Annotated in this window: 9 protein-coding genes; 3 read left to right on the top strand and 6 right to left on the bottom strand. The window is 37.4% G+C overall.

The genetic code is table 11. From position 1 onward, the window contains the following. Positions 1–30: 30 nt before the first annotated feature. The 6 genes from ACRDEC_RS12530 to ACRDEC_RS12505 all read right to left on the bottom strand — a co-directional run bounded on the left by ACRDEC_RS12530 (position 31) and on the right by ACRDEC_RS12505 (position 16907). Positions 31–1020: a TauD/TfdA family dioxygenase gene (locus ACRDEC_RS12530; RefSeq protein ID WP_431498697.1), complete on the bottom strand. Its 990-nt coding sequence runs from the start codon at positions 1018–1020 to the stop codon at positions 31–33. Further along, positions 1017–5684: an amino acid adenylation domain-containing protein gene (locus ACRDEC_RS12525; RefSeq protein ID WP_431498696.1), complete on the bottom strand. Its 4668-nt coding sequence runs from the start codon at positions 5682–5684 to the stop codon at positions 1017–1019. Before ACRDEC_RS12525 ends, ACRDEC_RS12530 begins: the two co-directional genes overlap by 4 nt. Positions 5685–5765: 81 nt before the next feature. Continuing rightward, a complete protein-coding gene (locus ACRDEC_RS12520) occupies positions 5766–14465 on the bottom strand; it encodes an amino acid adenylation domain-containing protein (RefSeq protein WP_431498695.1) in 8700 nt (2899 codons plus the stop codon). A 15-nt stretch (positions 14466–14480) separates the two neighbouring features. Next, positions 14481–15002, bottom strand: coding sequence for a UpxY family transcription antiterminator (locus tag ACRDEC_RS12515; RefSeq protein WP_431498694.1), 522 nt, complete (start codon positions 15000–15002; stop codon positions 14481–14483). Between the two features lie 651 nt (positions 15003–15653). After that, positions 15654–16457 carry an alpha/beta hydrolase gene (locus ACRDEC_RS12510; protein WP_431498693.1) on the bottom strand — a complete coding sequence of 268 codons (804 nt, stop codon included), beginning with the start codon at positions 16455–16457 and terminating at the stop codon, positions 15654–15656. 33 nt (positions 16458–16490) lie between these two features. Further along, on the bottom strand, positions 16491–16907 hold the full coding sequence (locus ACRDEC_RS12505) for an OsmC family protein (protein WP_431498692.1): 417 nt from the start codon (positions 16905–16907) through the stop codon (positions 16491–16493). Between the two features lie 139 nt (positions 16908–17046). Here ACRDEC_RS12505 and ACRDEC_RS12500 point away from each other — a divergent pair, with 139 nt between their 5' ends. From ACRDEC_RS12500 to ACRDEC_RS12490, 3 genes are all read left to right on the top strand, one after another. Continuing rightward, the gene (locus ACRDEC_RS12500; protein ID WP_431498691.1) at positions 17047–18015 is read left to right on the top strand and encodes a hydrogen peroxide-inducible genes activator; all 969 of its coding nucleotides are present in this window, start codon (positions 17047–17049) and stop codon (positions 18013–18015) included. Positions 18016–18270: 255 nt separating this feature from the next. Then, positions 18271–18762 carry a nuclear transport factor 2 family protein gene (locus ACRDEC_RS12495; protein WP_431498690.1) on the top strand — a complete coding sequence of 164 codons (492 nt, stop codon included), beginning with the start codon at positions 18271–18273 and terminating at the stop codon, positions 18760–18762. A 120-nt stretch (positions 18763–18882) separates the two neighbouring features. After that, entirely contained in the window at positions 18883–19320 is a 438-nt protein-coding gene (locus ACRDEC_RS12490; RefSeq protein ID WP_431498689.1) for a hypothetical protein, read from the top strand. Positions 19321–19323: the final 3 nt, after the last annotated feature.

Here is a 19323-nt window from a genome sequence, read left to right as displayed (position 1 = left end):
TTATTGTTTATTTTCCTGAAAAAGAATGGATCAGGAAATGGATACGATGATTTTTCTAGCTCCTTTATATGGATTTCTGCCGTGTGAAATCAGGTAATTATCTAAAAACAATACGTCTCCGCTTATCCACTCGAATTCGATTGTTGCTTTTTTATACGCCATTTTTAATTCTTCGATTTCTTCTTTTGCTATTTCCGAACCATCTCCAAAAAAGGTATTGTTAGGCAATTCATCTTCTGAGTTAATTGATTTTAGAAACGCTTCATCCAACATGTATTTATTAAAAAACACGCAATGGTTAAACCAAGTGAATTCTTTTGTCACGGGATGCGTCCAGATGGCATCTTTACGCCATGTTAAAACCAGTTCTTCTTCATTGACCCATTCGAAATCAATCCCATTCGAAAGGCATTCCTCTTCCACCTGATTCTTATCCGAAGTCTGGAAAACTTCCTGCCAGGCCAAACCTAAGATTCCGTTAAGATTCCTTCTGTACAGGACTCCTTTTTCTTCAAACTTTTTTCTTAAAGGCTCGCTTATGTGATTCAGCACCTGCCTGTTATCTGCGATTGGAGTTTCTCCGCGATATTCTGCAGCAGTGACACAGCAAAAAACAATACGGTGCGGCGGATTGGCAGCATACGAATTTTCACTATGCATATTAATCGTTTCATCCTCAGGATATGTAGTTGATACATACACGTTTTCACCCAATTCAAATCTTGGTGAAGACCTGAATTTATATTCTAAAAGTTCTTTTGGGAATATCGTCATCAGGTCCTGAAATTTTTCTACCGAATTGATATTAAAACCTCTAAAAAGCAAGGCACCGTATTTTGAAAGATCTGTTTCAAATTTCTCATTGTTTTCAACAAACCAATTTTTTAAACTGTATCCCGAATGGATAGGAGTTATAACTAAAGGGAAGTTTTTACCGTCAAAAAAAGAAGTTTTTACATCTTCTTCCAGATTGATCTTTTTAACAGATTGATTCTTTAACGTACTTATTCTATTCATCATGATGGCATTTTTAAAAAGTCAGACATTCTGTTTATATTTCTTTTTTTAATTTCGTTTCCTGATGCTATAAATTCTTTCAGGAGAATAGTAGGGTTTGCAAAGGCAGTATGCAGTATTTTTTCAAAATCTTTAAAAATCCTTTCTATTTCAAATGCTTCAAAAAGATCTGTGTTATATTCTATGGTTAATCCCAATCGTTCGTTTTCATTAAAAACAAAATTCAAATCAAACTGAGCTGCTTCCTTTCGGATTTCAAACCTTTCCATTTCAAATGGATGAAATCGACTGTAGTCAATAATTTTATTTTCTGTATTTAAACTCATCATGACATCAAACAAAGGAGATCGGCTTGCATCTCTTTCCGGATTCAACTGGTCAATCAAATCGATTAGAGGATAGTTCTGATGTTTGAAAGAATTCAGTAAATTATTTTTTTGATTTTCAAGTAAATTATTAAACGTACCGTTCGCCTCTATTTTTGTTCTTACCGGTATAATATTTAAGAATAAACCAATCAGGTTTTCCGTATCCGGATGATTCCTGCCTGACAATGGCGTCCCGATAATAATATCCTCCTGACGGGAGTAGGTATACAATAAAGTGTTGATCCCGGATATCAAAACCATAAACAAAGTAGCATCGTGGTTTTTAGCAAAAGCATTTGCTTCATTTGAAAATTCGAGTGAAAACTGATGTGTTTTTTTACTTCCGTTAAAGGATTTAGTTAACGGGCGGCTTTTAAGACTTGGAATACTTAATACAGGTAATTCTCCTTTAAACTGCTCCAGCCAGTATTGCTCTGATTTTATATAATCTTCTTTTTGACTGTTTCTCCAGAAAACAAAATCCTTGAATTGAATTTTTAACGCTTCATGATGTACTTCTTCATTTCGAACCAGCTTATTATAAAAATGCATTACATCGTTAATAATAATTTCTAATGACCAGCCATCACCTATAATATGATGCGTTGAAAAGAAAACCACATGCTCATTATGACCTGTTTTTATCAGACAAACTTTTATCAGGGGAGCATTTTGCAGATCGAATGGTTCTCCATTTTTAGCGTGGATATAATCTAAAATTTCTGACTCCTGGTTCTCACCCGGCAAAAAATAGACACTTTCCACACTGTAATGAATGTCTTCTCCATCGTGTATAAATTGTTCAATGTTTCCCTTATCATTCAATTTAAAATAGGTGCGTAATATTTCATGCCTTTGAATGAGCAGATGGAACGATTCTTTCAGTTTATCTGTATCTAAAACACCTTTGATTTTTATGGCAATGGAAATATTATAGGCTTCCGTCCCTCCTTCAAACTGGCTCAATATCCACAATTGTTTTTGGGTCGAAGAGATCATGTATGAAACAGATTCAGGTGCTTTTTCGATGCTCAGGTAATGGATGTCGGTTAATTTTTCGCTTATTCCTTCTATCGTTGGATTGGAAAAAAAATCTTTAAACGTGATGCTTTTGTTCAATTGCTTCTGAATCCTGTTGAAAATTTGTACGGCAATTAAACTGTGTCCGCCCAGTTCAAAGAAATTGTCGTTCACTCCCACCTCATCTAACGATAAGACTTCTTTCCAGATGGCCGTTAACTGCTCCTCTGTAGCGTTTCTTGGGGCCACATACTCTTTTCGTATTAAGTCTTCTTCAGATAACGCTGGCAATGCTTTACGGTCAATTTTTCCATTAGAAGTTAAGGGGATGCTTTCTAGCGCAACATAAAACCCGGGAACCATGTATTCGGGTAATTTCTCCTGTAAGTAAACACGGATGGAGGACTTCTCTATTTCTGTATCCGATACATAATAGCCCACTAAAACTTTTTCACCTTTCAGTTCTTTTACCTGTACTATTGCTTGTTTTATATGAGCAGAATAACTCAATAACGCTGTTTCTATTTCACCCAGCTCAATTCTGAAACCACGTATCTTAACCTGATCGTCTTTCCTTCCTAAAAATTCGATATTTCCGTCCGTCAGCCATCTTCCTAAATCACCTGTACGATACATTAATAAATCAGGGTTAAAAGGATTCTGAACAAATTTTTCCTTGGTTAATTCCGTCTGATTCAGGTAACCCGCAGACAATCCTTTTCCTGATATGCAAAGCTCCCCCTTAATTCCAACAGGAGCTAATTGGATTGAGTCCGGCTCCATAATGTATACTTGCCTGTTTGGAATAGGTTTTCCGATAGAAACGAAAGATTCTATCTTATTTATCTGATGGTACGTAGCACACACTGTGCTTTCCGTAGGTCCGTACGTGTTATAGACTGCAACCTTGTCCCATAAATTATCAACGTGATTCGGTTGTAAAATATCACCACCGCTAATCAGAACTCTCAAAGCAAGATGGTAGCCGTCGTACGCCTGATTTAAATAATGCAATGCGTACGGATTGGTACTTAAAATGGTTATCTTATACTCTTGACACAAACGGAATAAAGCTTCAAAATCGCTTTTTTCTTCATGAAATACCAGTGTACCTCCACTAATCAGAATAGGGAAAATTTCTTCAATAGAAGTATCAAAAGAAATACTGGCCTGTTGTACGACGCTGTCTTTTTGTGTTAAACCGAAGTAATTTTTAAAGGTGATAACATAGTCCGCAAAAGAAGCATGCGTAATCTGAACGCCTTTTGGATTTCCTGTAGATCCTGAAGTATATATTACATAAGCCAAATCTTCAGAGGTTATTTCTGATGTATATTCTTCAGCATAATGATGGGAAGTGCTTTTAAACTCTTCCAGTATTCCACTGGTAATAATCAGCTTGCATCCGCTATCTTGCTGGATATAGTTTTTTCTTGTTTCAGGATAAGAAGGGTCTATCGGCACATACACTGCTGCTGCTTTTAAAACAGCTAAAATGACGATGATAGTCCACGAATTTCTTTCCAATTCGATTCCAACAAAATCTCCTTTTTTGATATCACATCCGGATGCAAGATAATTAGCCAGTGCATCGCTTTGCTTATCCAAAAAAACATAACTTATTTTTTCTCCATGACTGATAAGGGCCGTCTCATCCGGATGCTCTTTGGCCATCAATTGGATACGATTTACGACATTTAAAGACGAATCGTAAGCCACTGAAGCCTGATTGAACTCATAAAGAATTTCATTTTTTTCAGCTGGTGTTATGATCCGGATAGCATCAAGGGAAAGATTAGGCTGTTGCAGACCTGCTTTTACCAATATCTCAAAATGATCCAAAAGACGAACAATAAAGTGTTCTTCATAAATATCCGTGTTGTATTCAACACTTAAAGACAATCCCTCTTCTTTCTCCACAAAGACAAAACTAATGTCCAGTTGACTTACGCCTCTTTCTATATCAGTATACTCGGCAGCTGTAATTCCTTCAATGCCTTTCTGATCATTAATTTCCAGTCCCTGATGATTTTGTAGCAGGACCATGATATCAAACAAGGCTGATCTGCTTTGGTTTTTTGGGAGTGTTAATTGATTTACAAGCGCAGTAAACGGATACTCTTTGTTTTCATACGCTTTTATAAGTGTCTGCTTTTGTTTTTGCATCAGCAGAAGAAAGCTGTCTTCTTTTTCAAATTGTGTCCGTACTGGCAATGCATTCGAGTATAAACCTATTTGGTTTTCAAGCGCAGCATGCTCTCTTCCCGCAACCGTAGTGCCAAGTGTAATATCGGTTTGGCCTGCATATCTTGAAAACAATCCGTTAAGACCTCCAAGCAGCACCATGAATAAGGTCATCTGCTGTTCTTTGGCGAATGCCTGCAAATCTTCCAGAAACGATTTTGAAAATTCACGATAGTACAAACACCCATTATACGTTTTTATATCAGGTCGCTTTCCGGGAGCTAAATCCAATGCTGGAGACAAGGTTTTAAATTGGTCTTTCCAATAGTCCAGTTTACCTGTATATTCCGGTTTTTCAAGCGTATCGTTTAGCCATTCACTATAATCTTTATATTGTAGTGGAAGCTCCGGTAGTTTGACCTCATCATCACTGGCTAAACTGTTGTACACCACCATGACTTCTCTGGTAAGTAATTGTAATGACCAGCCATCCCCTATAATATGGTGCAAAACAAATACCAGAATATGATCTTCCTCGCTGCTCTTGAATACTGCTGCGCTTAATAAAAGGCCTTTTTCCAAATCAAAAACCTTTAGGTATTCCTGTTTGATTTGTTCATGAAGTTGTTCCTGAGAATAGTCTTGCAGATCCAAATATTGAAGTTGAAACCTCTTTTCTGTTTCACTTAAGATGTACTGCTGTATTTCTTCTTTTTGGTTTTTTTTGAAAATAGTCCTGAGCGATTCATGACGTCCGATAACCCTCTGAAACGCTTTCTCCAGAAGCAAAAGATTCAGTTTCCCTTGCAGTTTTAATGTTGAAGTAATGTTATACGCTCTGTTTCCTCCAAGATATTCATGGCTAAACCACATAAAATATTGTGTTGGCGTCAGTGCATAACTTTCTTTTACCTCAGCTGTGGGAATGGATGTGTTCGAAGATAACAGTTGCATCAAATACGCTTTATGAGCTGAAATTTCTTCCAATAACTCTTTGGTCAAAACGCCTTTTGGAGCATTGACTTTAAGGTTACCGTCTATTATTTTCAGATGAACCCCTAATGAAAGGAGTCGGTGTATGATTTCGTTTTTCACAAAAAGAGTTTGTATCCGGTTATGCCGGAAGTGTATTTTTATTATTTCTTGAGGGATTAAAGTTTTCTTTTGAAAAGAGCTTTAAATGATGAATTCGTCCTGATCCAGTTCCTGATCTGCCAGTTCCAATTCCTGACTTTGAAGTAAAGAGAAATTCAATAATCCGGACAAATCTTTTATATTCAAGGTTTCGTATAAGTTGGCTATAGAAAATGCAGTATGGAATGTTTTATTTACCTTGTTCATCAACACAACACCTTGCAGACTGTTTCCGCCTAATTCAAAGAAATTGTCTTCCGTTCCCACAATCTCAAGATCAAGCTTCAGAACTTCGGCCCAAATAACGGCCAATTTGCTTTCTATCTCATTCTTAGGAGCAACATAAGGGACAGTTTTCAAGTCAGATGTTGTAGGATCAGGCAATGACTTTCGTTCTATTTTTCCGGTTCGGGTCAACGGAAATGCGGTAAGTCTGATATAAATTGCCGGAATCATGTACTTCGGTAATATCTTCCCTAACAGCATTTTTATGCTGGCGGTTTCTGTCGGTTCGGTTGTTCTTATGTAAGCGGTGATATAACTGTTGCCCTGCATTTCTTTAACCAGAACTACTGCTTCTTCAATCGCTTCAATCTGTTCCAGTTGGTATTCTATTTCCGAAAGCTCAATACGCAATCCGTTCAGTTTTACCTGTGAATCTTTTCGCTGAAGAAATTCAATTTCTCCTGAAGGCAGCATTACTCCGATATCACCGGATTTATATACCCTTCCTTTCCCTGTTATCGGATCAGTCAGAAAGACCTGTTCTGTCAATTCGGGCCTGTTGAGATAACCCAAAGAAAGATAATCACTTCTAAAAACGATTTCCCCTTCCTGATAAATCCCTTTTTGCCGGTTATTTTCATCCAATAATAAGATGTCTGTCTCCTGTACCGCTTTACCCAAAGGCATATTGTTTCTCGTTAATTGAGAGGCATGATTTAAGAACTTTTGAGCTACAATAGTAGATTCTGTAGGTCCGTAATCGTTTACCAAAAAAGCACCTTCCGAAAAGTGTTTTTTAAATAAATCCAAATCCGGTTTATGACATGACTCTCCTCCCAAATCGACTAATCTTACATGAGATAACACTTCACCTTCTTCCAATCCTTTTAAGAAATTCCTGTAAATGGTTGGTACCATGTGTATAATTGTGATGTTTTGGGTAAGCAGCCATTCGGAAAGTTTGTCAAGCCCGTTTTCTGTTATATCATAAATACTGACCGTAGCACCGTTTAGGATGGCACCGTAAATGTCTTTTACAGAGGCATCAAAGGTATACGTAGAAAAAACACTTAAATTATCCTGGATTGCAATATGGACATTGTTCGTATAAACTCTTATAAAATGAAGTACGTTTCTTTGATTTTGCAGTACTCCTTTCGGCATGCCCGTAGATCCTGAAGTGTATAAAACATAGGCTTCATCTGAAGGATTTTGGTTGTTTTCAGGATTTGGAATTTCAGGAAGAACATAATGTTCAGACAATTTGATAACAGACAATTGCGGCAATTCATTTTGCACCTGCAAAGCTTTCTCCATAGTAGCGTTACTGCAGATTAACTGATTGCATCCTGAATCTTCAATAATATACTGAATCCTGTTCAAAGGGCTATTAGCATCTATTGGCACGTAGGCATATCCGGCTTTAAGCACTCCAAGCATTCCTATAACAGCTGTTTCATTGTGATTGAGAAGTAAAGCTATCCGTTTTGTATCCTGATTGGCTTTTTCCTTGATTTGCAGCGCCACATGATTGGCACAATTATTCAGCATATGATAGGTAAGTTCCGTCTGATTTGCATATACTGCCGTATGGTTTGGGAACCGTTGTGCTTGTTTTTCAAATCGGTTGGAGATACTTTGCTCAATTTCATCTGCTTCAAAAAAGTCAAAATCATTAGTAGGTTTTGCGTCTTCTTCCTGATCAATATACTTTTCAAATATTTTTATCTCCTGCACTGGTATTCCATCGTTTTCAGTTACCTGATCAAGAACAGATAAATAGGCATTAATCCAATACGTTATGGTTTCTTTTTTAAAGAGTCCGTGGTCGTACACACAGTTGATGCTGTATCCGTTGGCAAAACTTTTTATATAACATTCCATGTCAAATTTTGCAACAGCTTCGATCGTTTCATGCTTCGGATTGAAATCAGCAATTACTTCCAGCGCTTTGGCATCAAAATCCACCATATTTAAAAATACCGGACTTAAAGGAAATCGGTTGTCTTTTTGAGGAACCTGAAGTAATTCCAATAACTGTTCAAAAGGATAATCCTGGTGGATTAAGGCGTTTACCAACGTTTCGTTAACCTGCAGCAACCAAGCATTAAAAGGAACGGTCCCGCTAATTTTATCACGCAGTATGATCGTATTTAGGAAGCAGCCTACTAAATCTTTTAATTGGTAATGATTTCTGTTGGCCGCTGGAATTCCAATAAGGATATCTTCTTCCGAAGTAAGTCTGAACAACACTATTTTAAGCGTTGCAACAAATACTGTAAAAGCACTAAAACCACTTTTCCTGTATAATTTTTCTATTTTTTGCTTCTTTTCCTCTGTAATGAAAACGGTATAAGAAGAGGAAAAACTGTCATTCGTTTTTAATTTAGCCGTATAATCGGACGGCAACGACAGATACGGTAATAACCCTGTTAATTTTTCTTTCCAATAGTTTTGCTGAGCGCTCGTTTCAGAGGCTTGCAATAGTTTATTTTGCCAGTGTGCATACTCTTTATATTGAATGGACAACTCCGGAAGTTCAGCCGTTTTACCTGCAACCTCAGCCATATAAAGAGCCATCAGATCTCTGGATATAATCCCCATAGACCAGCCATCACTTATACTGTGGTGGATGTTAAAAAACAATCTGTAATTTGGGCCTTCATTTAAAACAGCAACTTTAAACAGCGGAAATACTTCAAGGTCAAACTCCTGTTCAAATACTGCTTTTTTACTTTCTGATTCTGAAGTAAAGCACGGAATGGACAATGGTAAATGAGGTATTATTTTTTGCTTAGGAATTCCAGCCTCCTCTGCGAATACGCTTCTTAAAATCTCATGGCGTTCCAAAAGGGCGTTAAATGCCGTTTCGAATGCTGCAACATTTAAATTATTCGGTAATTCAAACGTACTGTAGATATTGAACTCTCTCGATTTCCCCTGAATTTTATACAACAGCCAATAACGCATCTGGGAAGAAGACACATCATAGTACTCCTGAGGAATTATTTTTTCAATTTCCCAGCCTTCTTCTGCCGGATTAGTTAAAAAAACAGCATGGCTTTTCAAACTGGTATTGGCATAAAGCATTTTAAGGTCAACCGAAATCTTAAATGTCTTTTGGTATTCGCTTAATAATTTCGTCAACAATAAGCTATGTCCTCCTAACTCAAAGAAATCGTCGGTAATTCCTATCGTCTGATGTCCTAAAAGTTCCTGCCAGATTACGGCAATTTTAGTCTCTGTTTCGGTCGTTGGAGCCACATATTCTTTTTTCAGAACATCGGCTTCGGAAATGGCCGGTAACTTTAGAATATCAACTTTACCGTTAGCATTCAAAGGTAATTTTTCGAGTGCAACATAATAGCTGGGCACCATATAATCCGCCAGCTGGGCTTTTAGATAATCCCTTAGCGCTTTTTTATCAATTACTGCAGCTGTAGTATAATAGGCTACAATTGCTTGTTCCCGGTTTACCTCTTTTGCAAGAACCAATACGTTGGATATTGAAGCATCATATTCTCGGAGGACCTGTTCAATTTCTGTCAATTCAACTCTATTCCCCCTAATTTTCACCTGATTGTCTTTTCTTCCTATGAATTCAAGATTTCCATCGGGCAGCCATCGGACTAAATCACCTGTTTTATATAGTTTTTCTCCTGCCGAAAAGGGGTTGGAAATAAATTTTTCTGCCGTAAGTTCCGGCTGGTGCAAATACCCTTTTGAAAGTCCGATTCCGGAAACACACAATTCTCCAATAACACCTATCGGCTGTAATTTCAGGTTTTCTGACAGAATATAAACGCGGGTATTGGCAATCGGTTTTCCAATAGACACTTTCTCTTTTAAAGATCCTTTACAATCAAAATAAGTTGTTACCACTGTATTTTCTGTCGGGCCGTAATTATTATAAATCTGTAAAGAAGTACCTGTCGCATAATTCAGGCTTTCCCCTCCTGTAAGGAATAGGGTCGGTAACGCTAAACTTTCTTCAGCCATGATAGCCTGACATATCTTGGAAGGCAGGTAAGCATGTGTTATTTCATTTTTTTTCAAAAAGGACGCTAACACCGGTATCTGAAGACGTATTTCTTCTTTTTGTATTGGATAAAGCGTGGCTCCGGATATCAGGTACGGGTAGATTTCCCATACTGAAGCATCGAAGGCCACACCGGAAAATAAAGTTCCCCGGCTGTTTTCAGTAACACCATATGTTTCTTTGTGCCAAAAACACAAATTAACCAGACTCTGATGTGTAATCATTACCCCTTTTGGTTTTCCTGTAGATCCGGAAGTGTAGATTACATAAGCAAGATCCGTACTTTCGATTTTTATCACCGGACGTACTGAAGCGTATTCTTCCTGACAGTAAAAATCATCCAAAAAAGCATCGTCTATAACTGTTTTTCCTGCAACATCTTCCAGGATATCTTTAATTCTGTTTTCAGGATAATTAGTATCTATAGGTACATAAGCGGCTCCCGTTTTTAGAATTCCCAGTAATGAAATTAATAAACGCTCTCCTCTTTCCAACTGAACAGCTACCAAATCATGACGGCCAATATGATAGTTTTGGATAAGATAATTGGCTAATCGGTTGGATAGTTCGTCCAGTCCTGCATAACTTAAAGTCTCGTCTTCTGCGGTGATTGCTATATTTTGCGGTGTCTTTTCAGCCTGCTCCAAAAACAAATCCAATATCGTTTTTTCTCTGTCAAAAGCAACATCGGTAGCATTGAATGTCTCAAGCAATGTTTCTTTTTCGGTTTCAGAAACCAGTTCTATGGATTCCAGCTGTATTTCAGGCGTTTTTACTACCTGATGAAATAACTGTTCCAAATGTATTGCTATCCCCTGAATAAATTCGGAAGTATACAAATCTGTATTGTAAAGAATTTCCAATTGAAGCGATGCTGATTCCGTAAAAGTAAATACGATATCAAACGGAGATACATTTCGATCAATTTCAAATTCTTCTAAAACAATATCCGAAGAAAATTTATTTTTAAAATTAGATACCTGATGCTGATTCTGCAAAACTACCATAACATCAAACAATGGTGATCTGGAAGTATCTCTTGAAATCTTTAACTGCTCTACCAAAGCATCAAACGGAAAACTTTGGTGCTCATAAGCTTCCAGGAGTTGCTTTCCTTCTCTTTGCAACAGGGTTGAAAATGCTTCTTTCTGATTTAGGGAAGTCCGTATGGCCAACGTATTAATATACAAACCGATCTGATATTCCAAATCTGGATGTTCTCTTCCGGCGATAGGAGTTCCGATGACAATGTCGTTTTGACTGCTGTATCTTGACAACAGTGTTTTTACTCCTGCCATTACAACCGTAAACAGCGTTACCCGGCCTTCTTTAGAAAGATTTTTTAACTCCGTAAGCAATGTCGCTGGAAAGCTGTGACGGTATTGGTTTCCATGATAGGTTTTTACTGTAGGGCGATTGGAATAGCCTGGCAATTGAAGTACAGGTGCTGCTTCTTCAAATTGGGTCATCCAAAATTCTTTAGCCGTTTGATACCGCTCTTTTTGCTGCTCTTCCTGCAACCAAACAGCATAATCTTTAAATTGGACAGCGTGTTTCGGTAAGACACCGGTATTTCCTGTCTGTAAGGCATCATAGCATTCTAAAACCTGAGCCGTTAATACTTCCAGCGACCATCCGTCACTTATCAAATGGTGAATGGACAGGTAAAATACATAACAATCAGTAGCTGTCTTTAGTAAAGAAGCTCTAAATAAAGGGGCTTCATCCAGGCAATAGCTCTGTTTATCTTTTTCTCCGATATAATTCTTAACCTGATTATACGGTAATTCTTCATTGGAAAAATCCCTGATTTCTACTGAAAAATGAAATTCATCATCAGGAATGCTGTATTGTTTTACAACTCCTTCTTCGTCCTTTTTAAAAATAGTTCTCAGTACTTCGTGGCGGGAAACAACCTGATGGAAAGCACTGGTAAAATTAACCGCGTCGACAGTCCCTTTTACAATTACTGCTCCCGAAATCTGATACGCTTCATTCCCTCCTTCCAACTGGCTTAACAGCCACAGTCGGTTTTGAGAATGTGTCAATGGGTACGATTTAGCCAAAGGAGCTGCAGGAATAGGTAAATATTCCTGAGTTTTTAATGCTTTTCTTAAATCGTTGATTGTAGGGTTAGTGTAAAATATCTTATACGGAACACTCTTATTTAAATTTTTATAAATCGCATTAATCATTTGTGAAATCATCAAACTATGGCCACCCAATTCGAAGAAATGATCGTTCATTCCTATTGGAGAAACTCCCAGTATTTGTTCCCAAATGGCAACCAATGCTTTTTCTACGACATCAGTAGGGGCTACATAGACTGTTTTATCAATTGTAATATCTGCTATTTCAGGAAGCGCTTCTTTATTTACCTTCCCATTTGGTGTCAGCGGAATTGTTTCCATTTTAACAAAATAGGCAGGAACCATGTAAGCAGGAAGCTGTTTTTCCAGATAAGCACGCAAAAACGTTTTGTCTATAGGTGTATTTTCAATATAATAAGCAACTAAAATAGCTTCTTTATTCTTTTTTACTGCAACAACCGCCTGTAGTATGTTTTCGGAAAAAGAAAGAATTGCATTTTCAATTTCCCCAAGTTCAATGCGATAGCCTCTGAGTTTTACCTGATGGTCTTTTCTTCCTAAAAAGGCAATGTTCCCATCCGGCAGCCATTTTGCCAAATCGCCCGTATCATACATTTTTACTTTTCTGTCGAAAGGATTCTCAACAAATTTTACCGATGTCAGTTCCGGTTGATTCAGATACCCTTTAGCAACTCCATCTCCCGAAAGATATAATTTCCCGATACTGCCTGCAGGCACTAATTGCAGCTCATTGTCCAGAATATAGGCTTCTGTATTTAGAAGTGGTTTACCAATCGGAATCGACTGATAAATTTTCTCCTGAGACAATTTGTAACAGGTACTATAAGTAGTGTCTTCGGACGGACCGTATAAATTCCTGATTTCTGCATTGGTCTGCAGCAGTTTTTTAGCAATATCCACAGGGAATGGTTCTCCTGCAAGATTAATCATGCTCACCTTTTCCAGAGGAAACCCTTCCTCTAAAATATTCCGAATACTGGAAGGAACCGTATTCAGTAAGATTTTATGCTCTTTAGCGGATACTAATGCTGCTCCAATCTCTAAAGCATTAGGTAGTATTCTTATTTTTTTTCCAACGGATAATGGATAGAACATTTCATAAACCGAAAGATCAAAGCAATGTGATGTCGTGGCATAGACAATGTCAAAATTTTCCGAATTGAATTCTTGATGCGCCCAGTGAATTAAGGCAACGGCATTTTGATGTGTTATCATTACACCCTTCGGATTGCCCGTTGTGCCGGAAGTATAAATGATATAAGCCAGATTGTCAGATTTTACGTTGGCTGTGGTGTTTTCTTTGGAATAGTTACCCTGAGTTTTCTGGAAATCAGCATACGCTTCAGCATCAATAACAAATTGACAATTGCTGTCTTTTTCAATGTAGGCAATTCTTTCTTCCGGATAATTAACATCTATAGGAACATACGTAGCTCCTGCTTTCAAAACAGCCAGTATAGATAGCAGCAATTTTTCGCTTCTTTCCATTTTAACCCCAACGAAACTTCCTTCTGTGATAGCCTGTTCCTGTATAAGATAATGGGAAAGCTGATTGGCCTGTTCATTTAACGATGCATAAGTAAGCGCTGTTTCCTGATAAACAACCGCAATGTTTTGAGGGGTTTCTTTTGCTTGCTTTTCAACAATTCCGCTTAGTGTAATCGTACTGTCATAGCTGCTTTTTTCAGGGTTAAAAGCATGCAATACCACTTCTTCTTCTTTAGAAACTAATGGAATCTTAGCAATTACAACAGCATTATTTTCTTCTAATGCAATTAGCCAATTTTTAAAATTCAATACAAAATGCAACGCCATTAGGCTTTCAACAAACTTTCCGGCATAATTAACTGAGATCCTCAAATCTTTATTTTCCAGTTTTTCAATATGAAGTGACAACCCACAACACAACACATGGGGTTCTTTATCAATTCCATAATTGAACTGGAAAGGAATATGATTTATGCCGGATATTTGTTCTTTAAAAGCTTCTTCGCAATAAGCAGCATATTTGTAAACTTCCTGTACTTCTTGTTTGGTTTCCTGTATAAATTCCTTTACTGTTTTTTGGGCAATAGCCTGAAAATCATAAAAAAGCAGTGTTTCTGCGGACGACAGCAATGACTTCGATGACAAAATAGTGCTGTCATCAAAATACCGCTGCAGCAGCATATTATAAAGTCCAATCAGTACTGTAAATTCGGCTACAGTGTTTTCTGAAGTCAGTTTATAAAAATAAGTAAGGTCGCCAGCATCAACTATGATAGAATGCATCATAGTATCTTCCTGGAAACTTCCCTTAGAATGAACAATCTTATTGGCTTTTTTTAACCAATAGTCTTTGGCGATTTTTTCGTTGATGTGGTGCATTTATAGTTGTAATACTTATGCTGTTAGTTTGTTGAAAAGATAGCTGGACGGAACAGTCGCTGTAATATTTTGCTGCAGAGACTCTATCTGTACAATGATTTTATGCTCATTGTTTACTTTGATAATCTTACAATTTAAGCCACTGAGCGGTCCGTAAGTAATCTCCATCAAATCGCCTATTTTAGGCAGCATGGTGCTCACCTCAATATTGGTGATGTATTTTTTACCCATTAAAAGATCGATCTTACTGATTTCCTGTTCAGAGATTTTGGCATACTCCATTCCAAAACGAATATACATACAGGCACCATTTACAGCCAGCGCTTTATAAAAGTCCAGTGAAGAGTTGATATTGACAAAAACATAAGATGGAAAAAGGGGTTTCTCAACCATCTTTTTCCTGTCACTCCATTTTCGCTCTTCCTTAACCATTGGCAAAAAAGACTCTATAGATAAACTTTGAAGTGCATCGTAAACTTTTCTCTCATACCGAGATTTTACATATAGCACATACCAACCGTTATGAGTTGCTTTCATAAATAATAAAAAACATAAATTTTAAGTAAAGCTTCGCTTCCCTTGGTTACAAGAGAGAGCTCTTTTTGAAAGAGAAATTATAAAGTTTAATCTTAAAAAGATTAATAAAATTGTAGGTATGAAGAAACTGAGTTTCTAATTTTATTAATCCTTTTCGCACTACAATAATAAAAATTAATTCTTACAAAAAAATGCTTTGGGGTTGAAAATTTTTGTAAGAATAAAAACATAACGTTCCACTAACATCGCTTTAACATAAATCCGGTTATACCTGTAAAATAAAGTTACATTACAACAACTCCACTTCATTATTTCTAACTGAAAATGAAGCAGATAAAACGAAAAGCAGCATAGTTTTACAACAAAATTTTTGATTATTATCATGGAAAATATGGCTTCGGAACACAGCTACGCTTTCCTTAGTCACATAAGGTTTTCTTTCCATTAAAGACAGAAATTTGAGGTGTAAAAATGATTTTTTTAGTCGGAAAAATATTACGGTTTTTCCTTGTTTATTGTTAAAAATTTAAAAGCCTCTTTTGTCCATTCCTAACCTGCTAAAAGGAATGATTAATCTCTTTAACAGCCCTCAATAAAAAACCCAGCTGTTTGGCTGGGTTTTTACTGTTGAAAATAGAATGAGCATGCGCATTAATTCTTTTTAGTATTGTTTTTTGAAGCTGTTTCAATCACTTTAAAAACTGCTTCGGGTTGTGACATGAATACTACATGGCTGCCTTTTACCTCAGTTGCTTTTGTTTTAGAGCGTTTGTACATGGCACGTTGTATCTCAGGATTGATACTTTTATCCTCAGTAGCGATGACTGCATAAGTTGGTTTGTCTCTCCAGGCTGCTTTTGTAATTGGACTTACAAAACATTTACCATTGAATGCCCCTTGTGAAGCATACATAAATTCAGCTTCTTCCTTAGAAATATCACCAGCAAATCCTGCATGAAATTTAGCCTTATCATAATATACAATTCCTTTATCGTTAGGAGGCAACACACCGTTTTCCGCCGCAGGAGGTGCGGTCTGAAACCATTGCAATGCAGTTTCTCCGTTATCCGGCTGGAATGCCGCTACATACACTAATCCGACAACCTTGGGATGATTTCCGGCTTCAGTTATCACTACACCTCCCCATGAATGACCAACAAGGATTGTTGGCCCATCCTGATTGTCAAGAACTAGATTTGTTGCCGCTACATCATCTTCTAATGAAGATAATGGGTTTTGTACAATCGTTACATGATAGCCTTTTTTGGTCAAAATCTCATACAAAGCCTTCCAACCCGAACCATCTGCAAAAGCACCGTGAACCAATACTACATTTTTTACCGTCGCAGCGGAAGTCTGCGCATAGGAAACTGATCCTGAAAATAATACGCTGAAAATAAATACAAGGGATGCGAAATAACGGTTCCATTGTTGTTTTAAAGTTGTTGTTTTCATTTTTTCTATTTTAATTGTTATTGAATATTATTATTAGATTAACTCGACAGACAAAGTAATGGTTGTATTCAGCAGTTTTGAAATTGGACAAATTTCTTTGGCTTTGTGTGCTGCCTTTTCAAATTCATCTGCTGAAATACCCGGAACGCTACCTTTCAGAATCAGTTGGATAAGAGTGATGGACCCATCTTCAAAGGTAACTTTGGCTTCTGTATTTAAATCTTCAGGTGTAAATCCTGCCTCGCTCAAAAGAAAACTCAACTGCATCGTAAAACAGCCAGAATGCGCTGCGGCAATTAACTCCTCAGGGTTTGTCCCTACTCCTTCATCAAAACGGGTTTTGAATGATAATTGGGCGTTGTCTAATGTTGTGCTTTGTGTACTGATGGTTCCTTTTCCTTCCATTCCTGTACCTTTCCAATTCGCGTTTGCTCTTCTTGTAAATTTCATGATCTTTAATTTTAATGATTAATTTATTTAGTTCTTCTTTTCCAAATCATTTGTTCTGATTTGATAGGACAAATTTATTGCAGGTATAATTATAAATCAAATTGATAATTTTTTATCTTTATAAATTAAATTTATAATCATGACTATACAACAGCTGAAATATATCGTTGCACTGGATGAAGAACGCCATTTTGCAAGAGCTGCCGAAGTTTGCATGGTAACGCAGCCCGGACTGACCATACAACTGAAAAATCTGGAGGAAGAAATTGGAATCAAGATTTTCGACCGGAACAAGGTCCCATTAACACCTACTGTTCTCGGAATAGAAATTATAAATCGGGCCAAGAAGATTCTGCGCGAAGCCGATGACATCCGTGATTTTGTCATCAATGAGAAAAACCTGCTCGAAGGAGAACTGAAGCTCGGTGTCATCAGCACGCTGTCTCCGTATCTCATCCCTTTGTTCATCAAAGCCATGAGGGAAGCGGCTCCCAAAGTCCATTTTATTATCAAGGAAGCCAATACCGGACAACTTATGAAAGACCTGGAAACCGGAGCGCTTGATGTTTCCATTATGGCCACGCCCACTGGCAACCCCAACCTAATCGAACACCCTATCTTTCAGGAACCTTTTGTAGCTTATCTGAATGCACAGCATCCTATGGCCAACGATTCTTTTTACGAAATCCAGCCGGGAGACAAAACCGAATTGCTGCTATTGCAAAACGAATTTTGCTACAACGCACAGCTCTTGGACATCTGTGGTATCAAAGATCCCGGAAAAATAAAGGAACAGTTTACCTATGACATCAGTTCTATTGAAACCTTAAAAAATCTGGTACGTGCCCAATTGGGTTTTGCCATCATTCCAGAACTTTCTATCCTGAATGAAAGAGAATCCCATCTCTTCAAACCTTTCAAAGATCCCAAGCCAATAAGAGAAATCAGTTTAGTAGTTTCGGATACATTCTCAAAAAAATTGTTATTGGAAAAAATGAATGAGGCCATCTGGAACTGCCTGCCCGAAACATTAAAGCAAAATTTTGCCTACCGCAAGATCCGATGGAATGATTCTCCTTATTTTGTGAAGTCGGTAAGTAAGTTATAGCCATACACCACCTTATAAAATGCAGAAGTAAAAGGCCTGTCCCCAGTAAGCCATCTCTTACTCTATTCCCTTACCGAAGAGACACAGTTACAATACCATTAAGTGTAGGATATAGTATGGATATAGCATGAATATAGCGTGACTAAGTGCTATCAAAGTGCCGTATCATTCTCCATTCCCTTTACCCTCCTTAAACGAAACTCTTTTTCCATTCCCGACAAAAAGTGTAACTTTACGAAAACCAACAAACTCCTTATGAAGAAACTAACGCTCTTTTTTACGCTACTCCTCTCAAGCCTTATTTTTGCTCAGAATAAAGAAACCGACAACATCAACAAAGTACTTGATACTTGGCACAAGGCTGCAGCCGAAGCACAATTCGACACATATTTTAATCTCATGTCCGATGAATCCATATTCATTGGCACTGATGCCACCGAGAATTGGAACAAAGCCGCCTTCATGGCTTTCGCCAAACCTTATTTCGATAAAGGAAAGGCCTGGAATTTTACAGCGCTCGAACGTCATATCTATTTTGACGCCACAGGAAAGACGGCTTGGTTTGATGAACTCTTAAACACTCAAATGAAGATTTGCAGAGGCTCTGGTGTGATGATTAAAGAAGGTACCCAATGGAAAATAAAGCACTATGTCCTTTCCATGACCATTCCAAACGACAACTCAGATGCTGTCATTAAAGTCAAAGCCCCTATTGAAGATCTCCTGATTCAGAAACTCAAAAAATAACAACCTCAAAAAACCTGTTCCCTCGAGCAGGTTTTTTTTTATTCTTTTTTTTATCTAATCTAAAACCATCTCTTCTTTTTTCTCGTACATAATAAATAATCAATTCAAAATCATTCTATTATGAAAATGAACAGAAAAACAAAAGGGTTTATAGGCGGCTTTCTTGGGGTAACTGTATTCCTTTTTATTGTATTGGTAATTCATATTGCCACAGCAACCAAAGTAGTATATGATAATGCCACATTACAAATTAGCCGTATTAATTTTTCCCCTCCTATAGATTCGCTCCAGGCGAAAGAGATTCACAGAAATCTCAAAGCCATTCCGGGTGTAAAAAACGACCGGTTCAACACCGAAACAGGCGTATTAGTCTATTTCCACGATAACCGTATCACTGATGCACAAAAAGTCTACAGCCAACTCATGGCAAAAGGGCACTACAAAGCCGAACCATATGTAATATCCCCTGAATTGGTTGCCAAACCCGTTTGTCCAGTCATGAATACCAATAGCTTTAGTTATAAATTTTCAAAAACCATACAGAATATCTTTAATTAATCA

Source organism: Flavobacterium sp., assembly GCF_050696275.1.
In the GTDB taxonomy this organism is placed as follows: Bacteria; Bacteroidota; Bacteroidia; order Flavobacteriales; family Flavobacteriaceae; genus Flavobacterium.
This window is presented reverse-complemented; position numbering and strand designations above follow the sequence as displayed.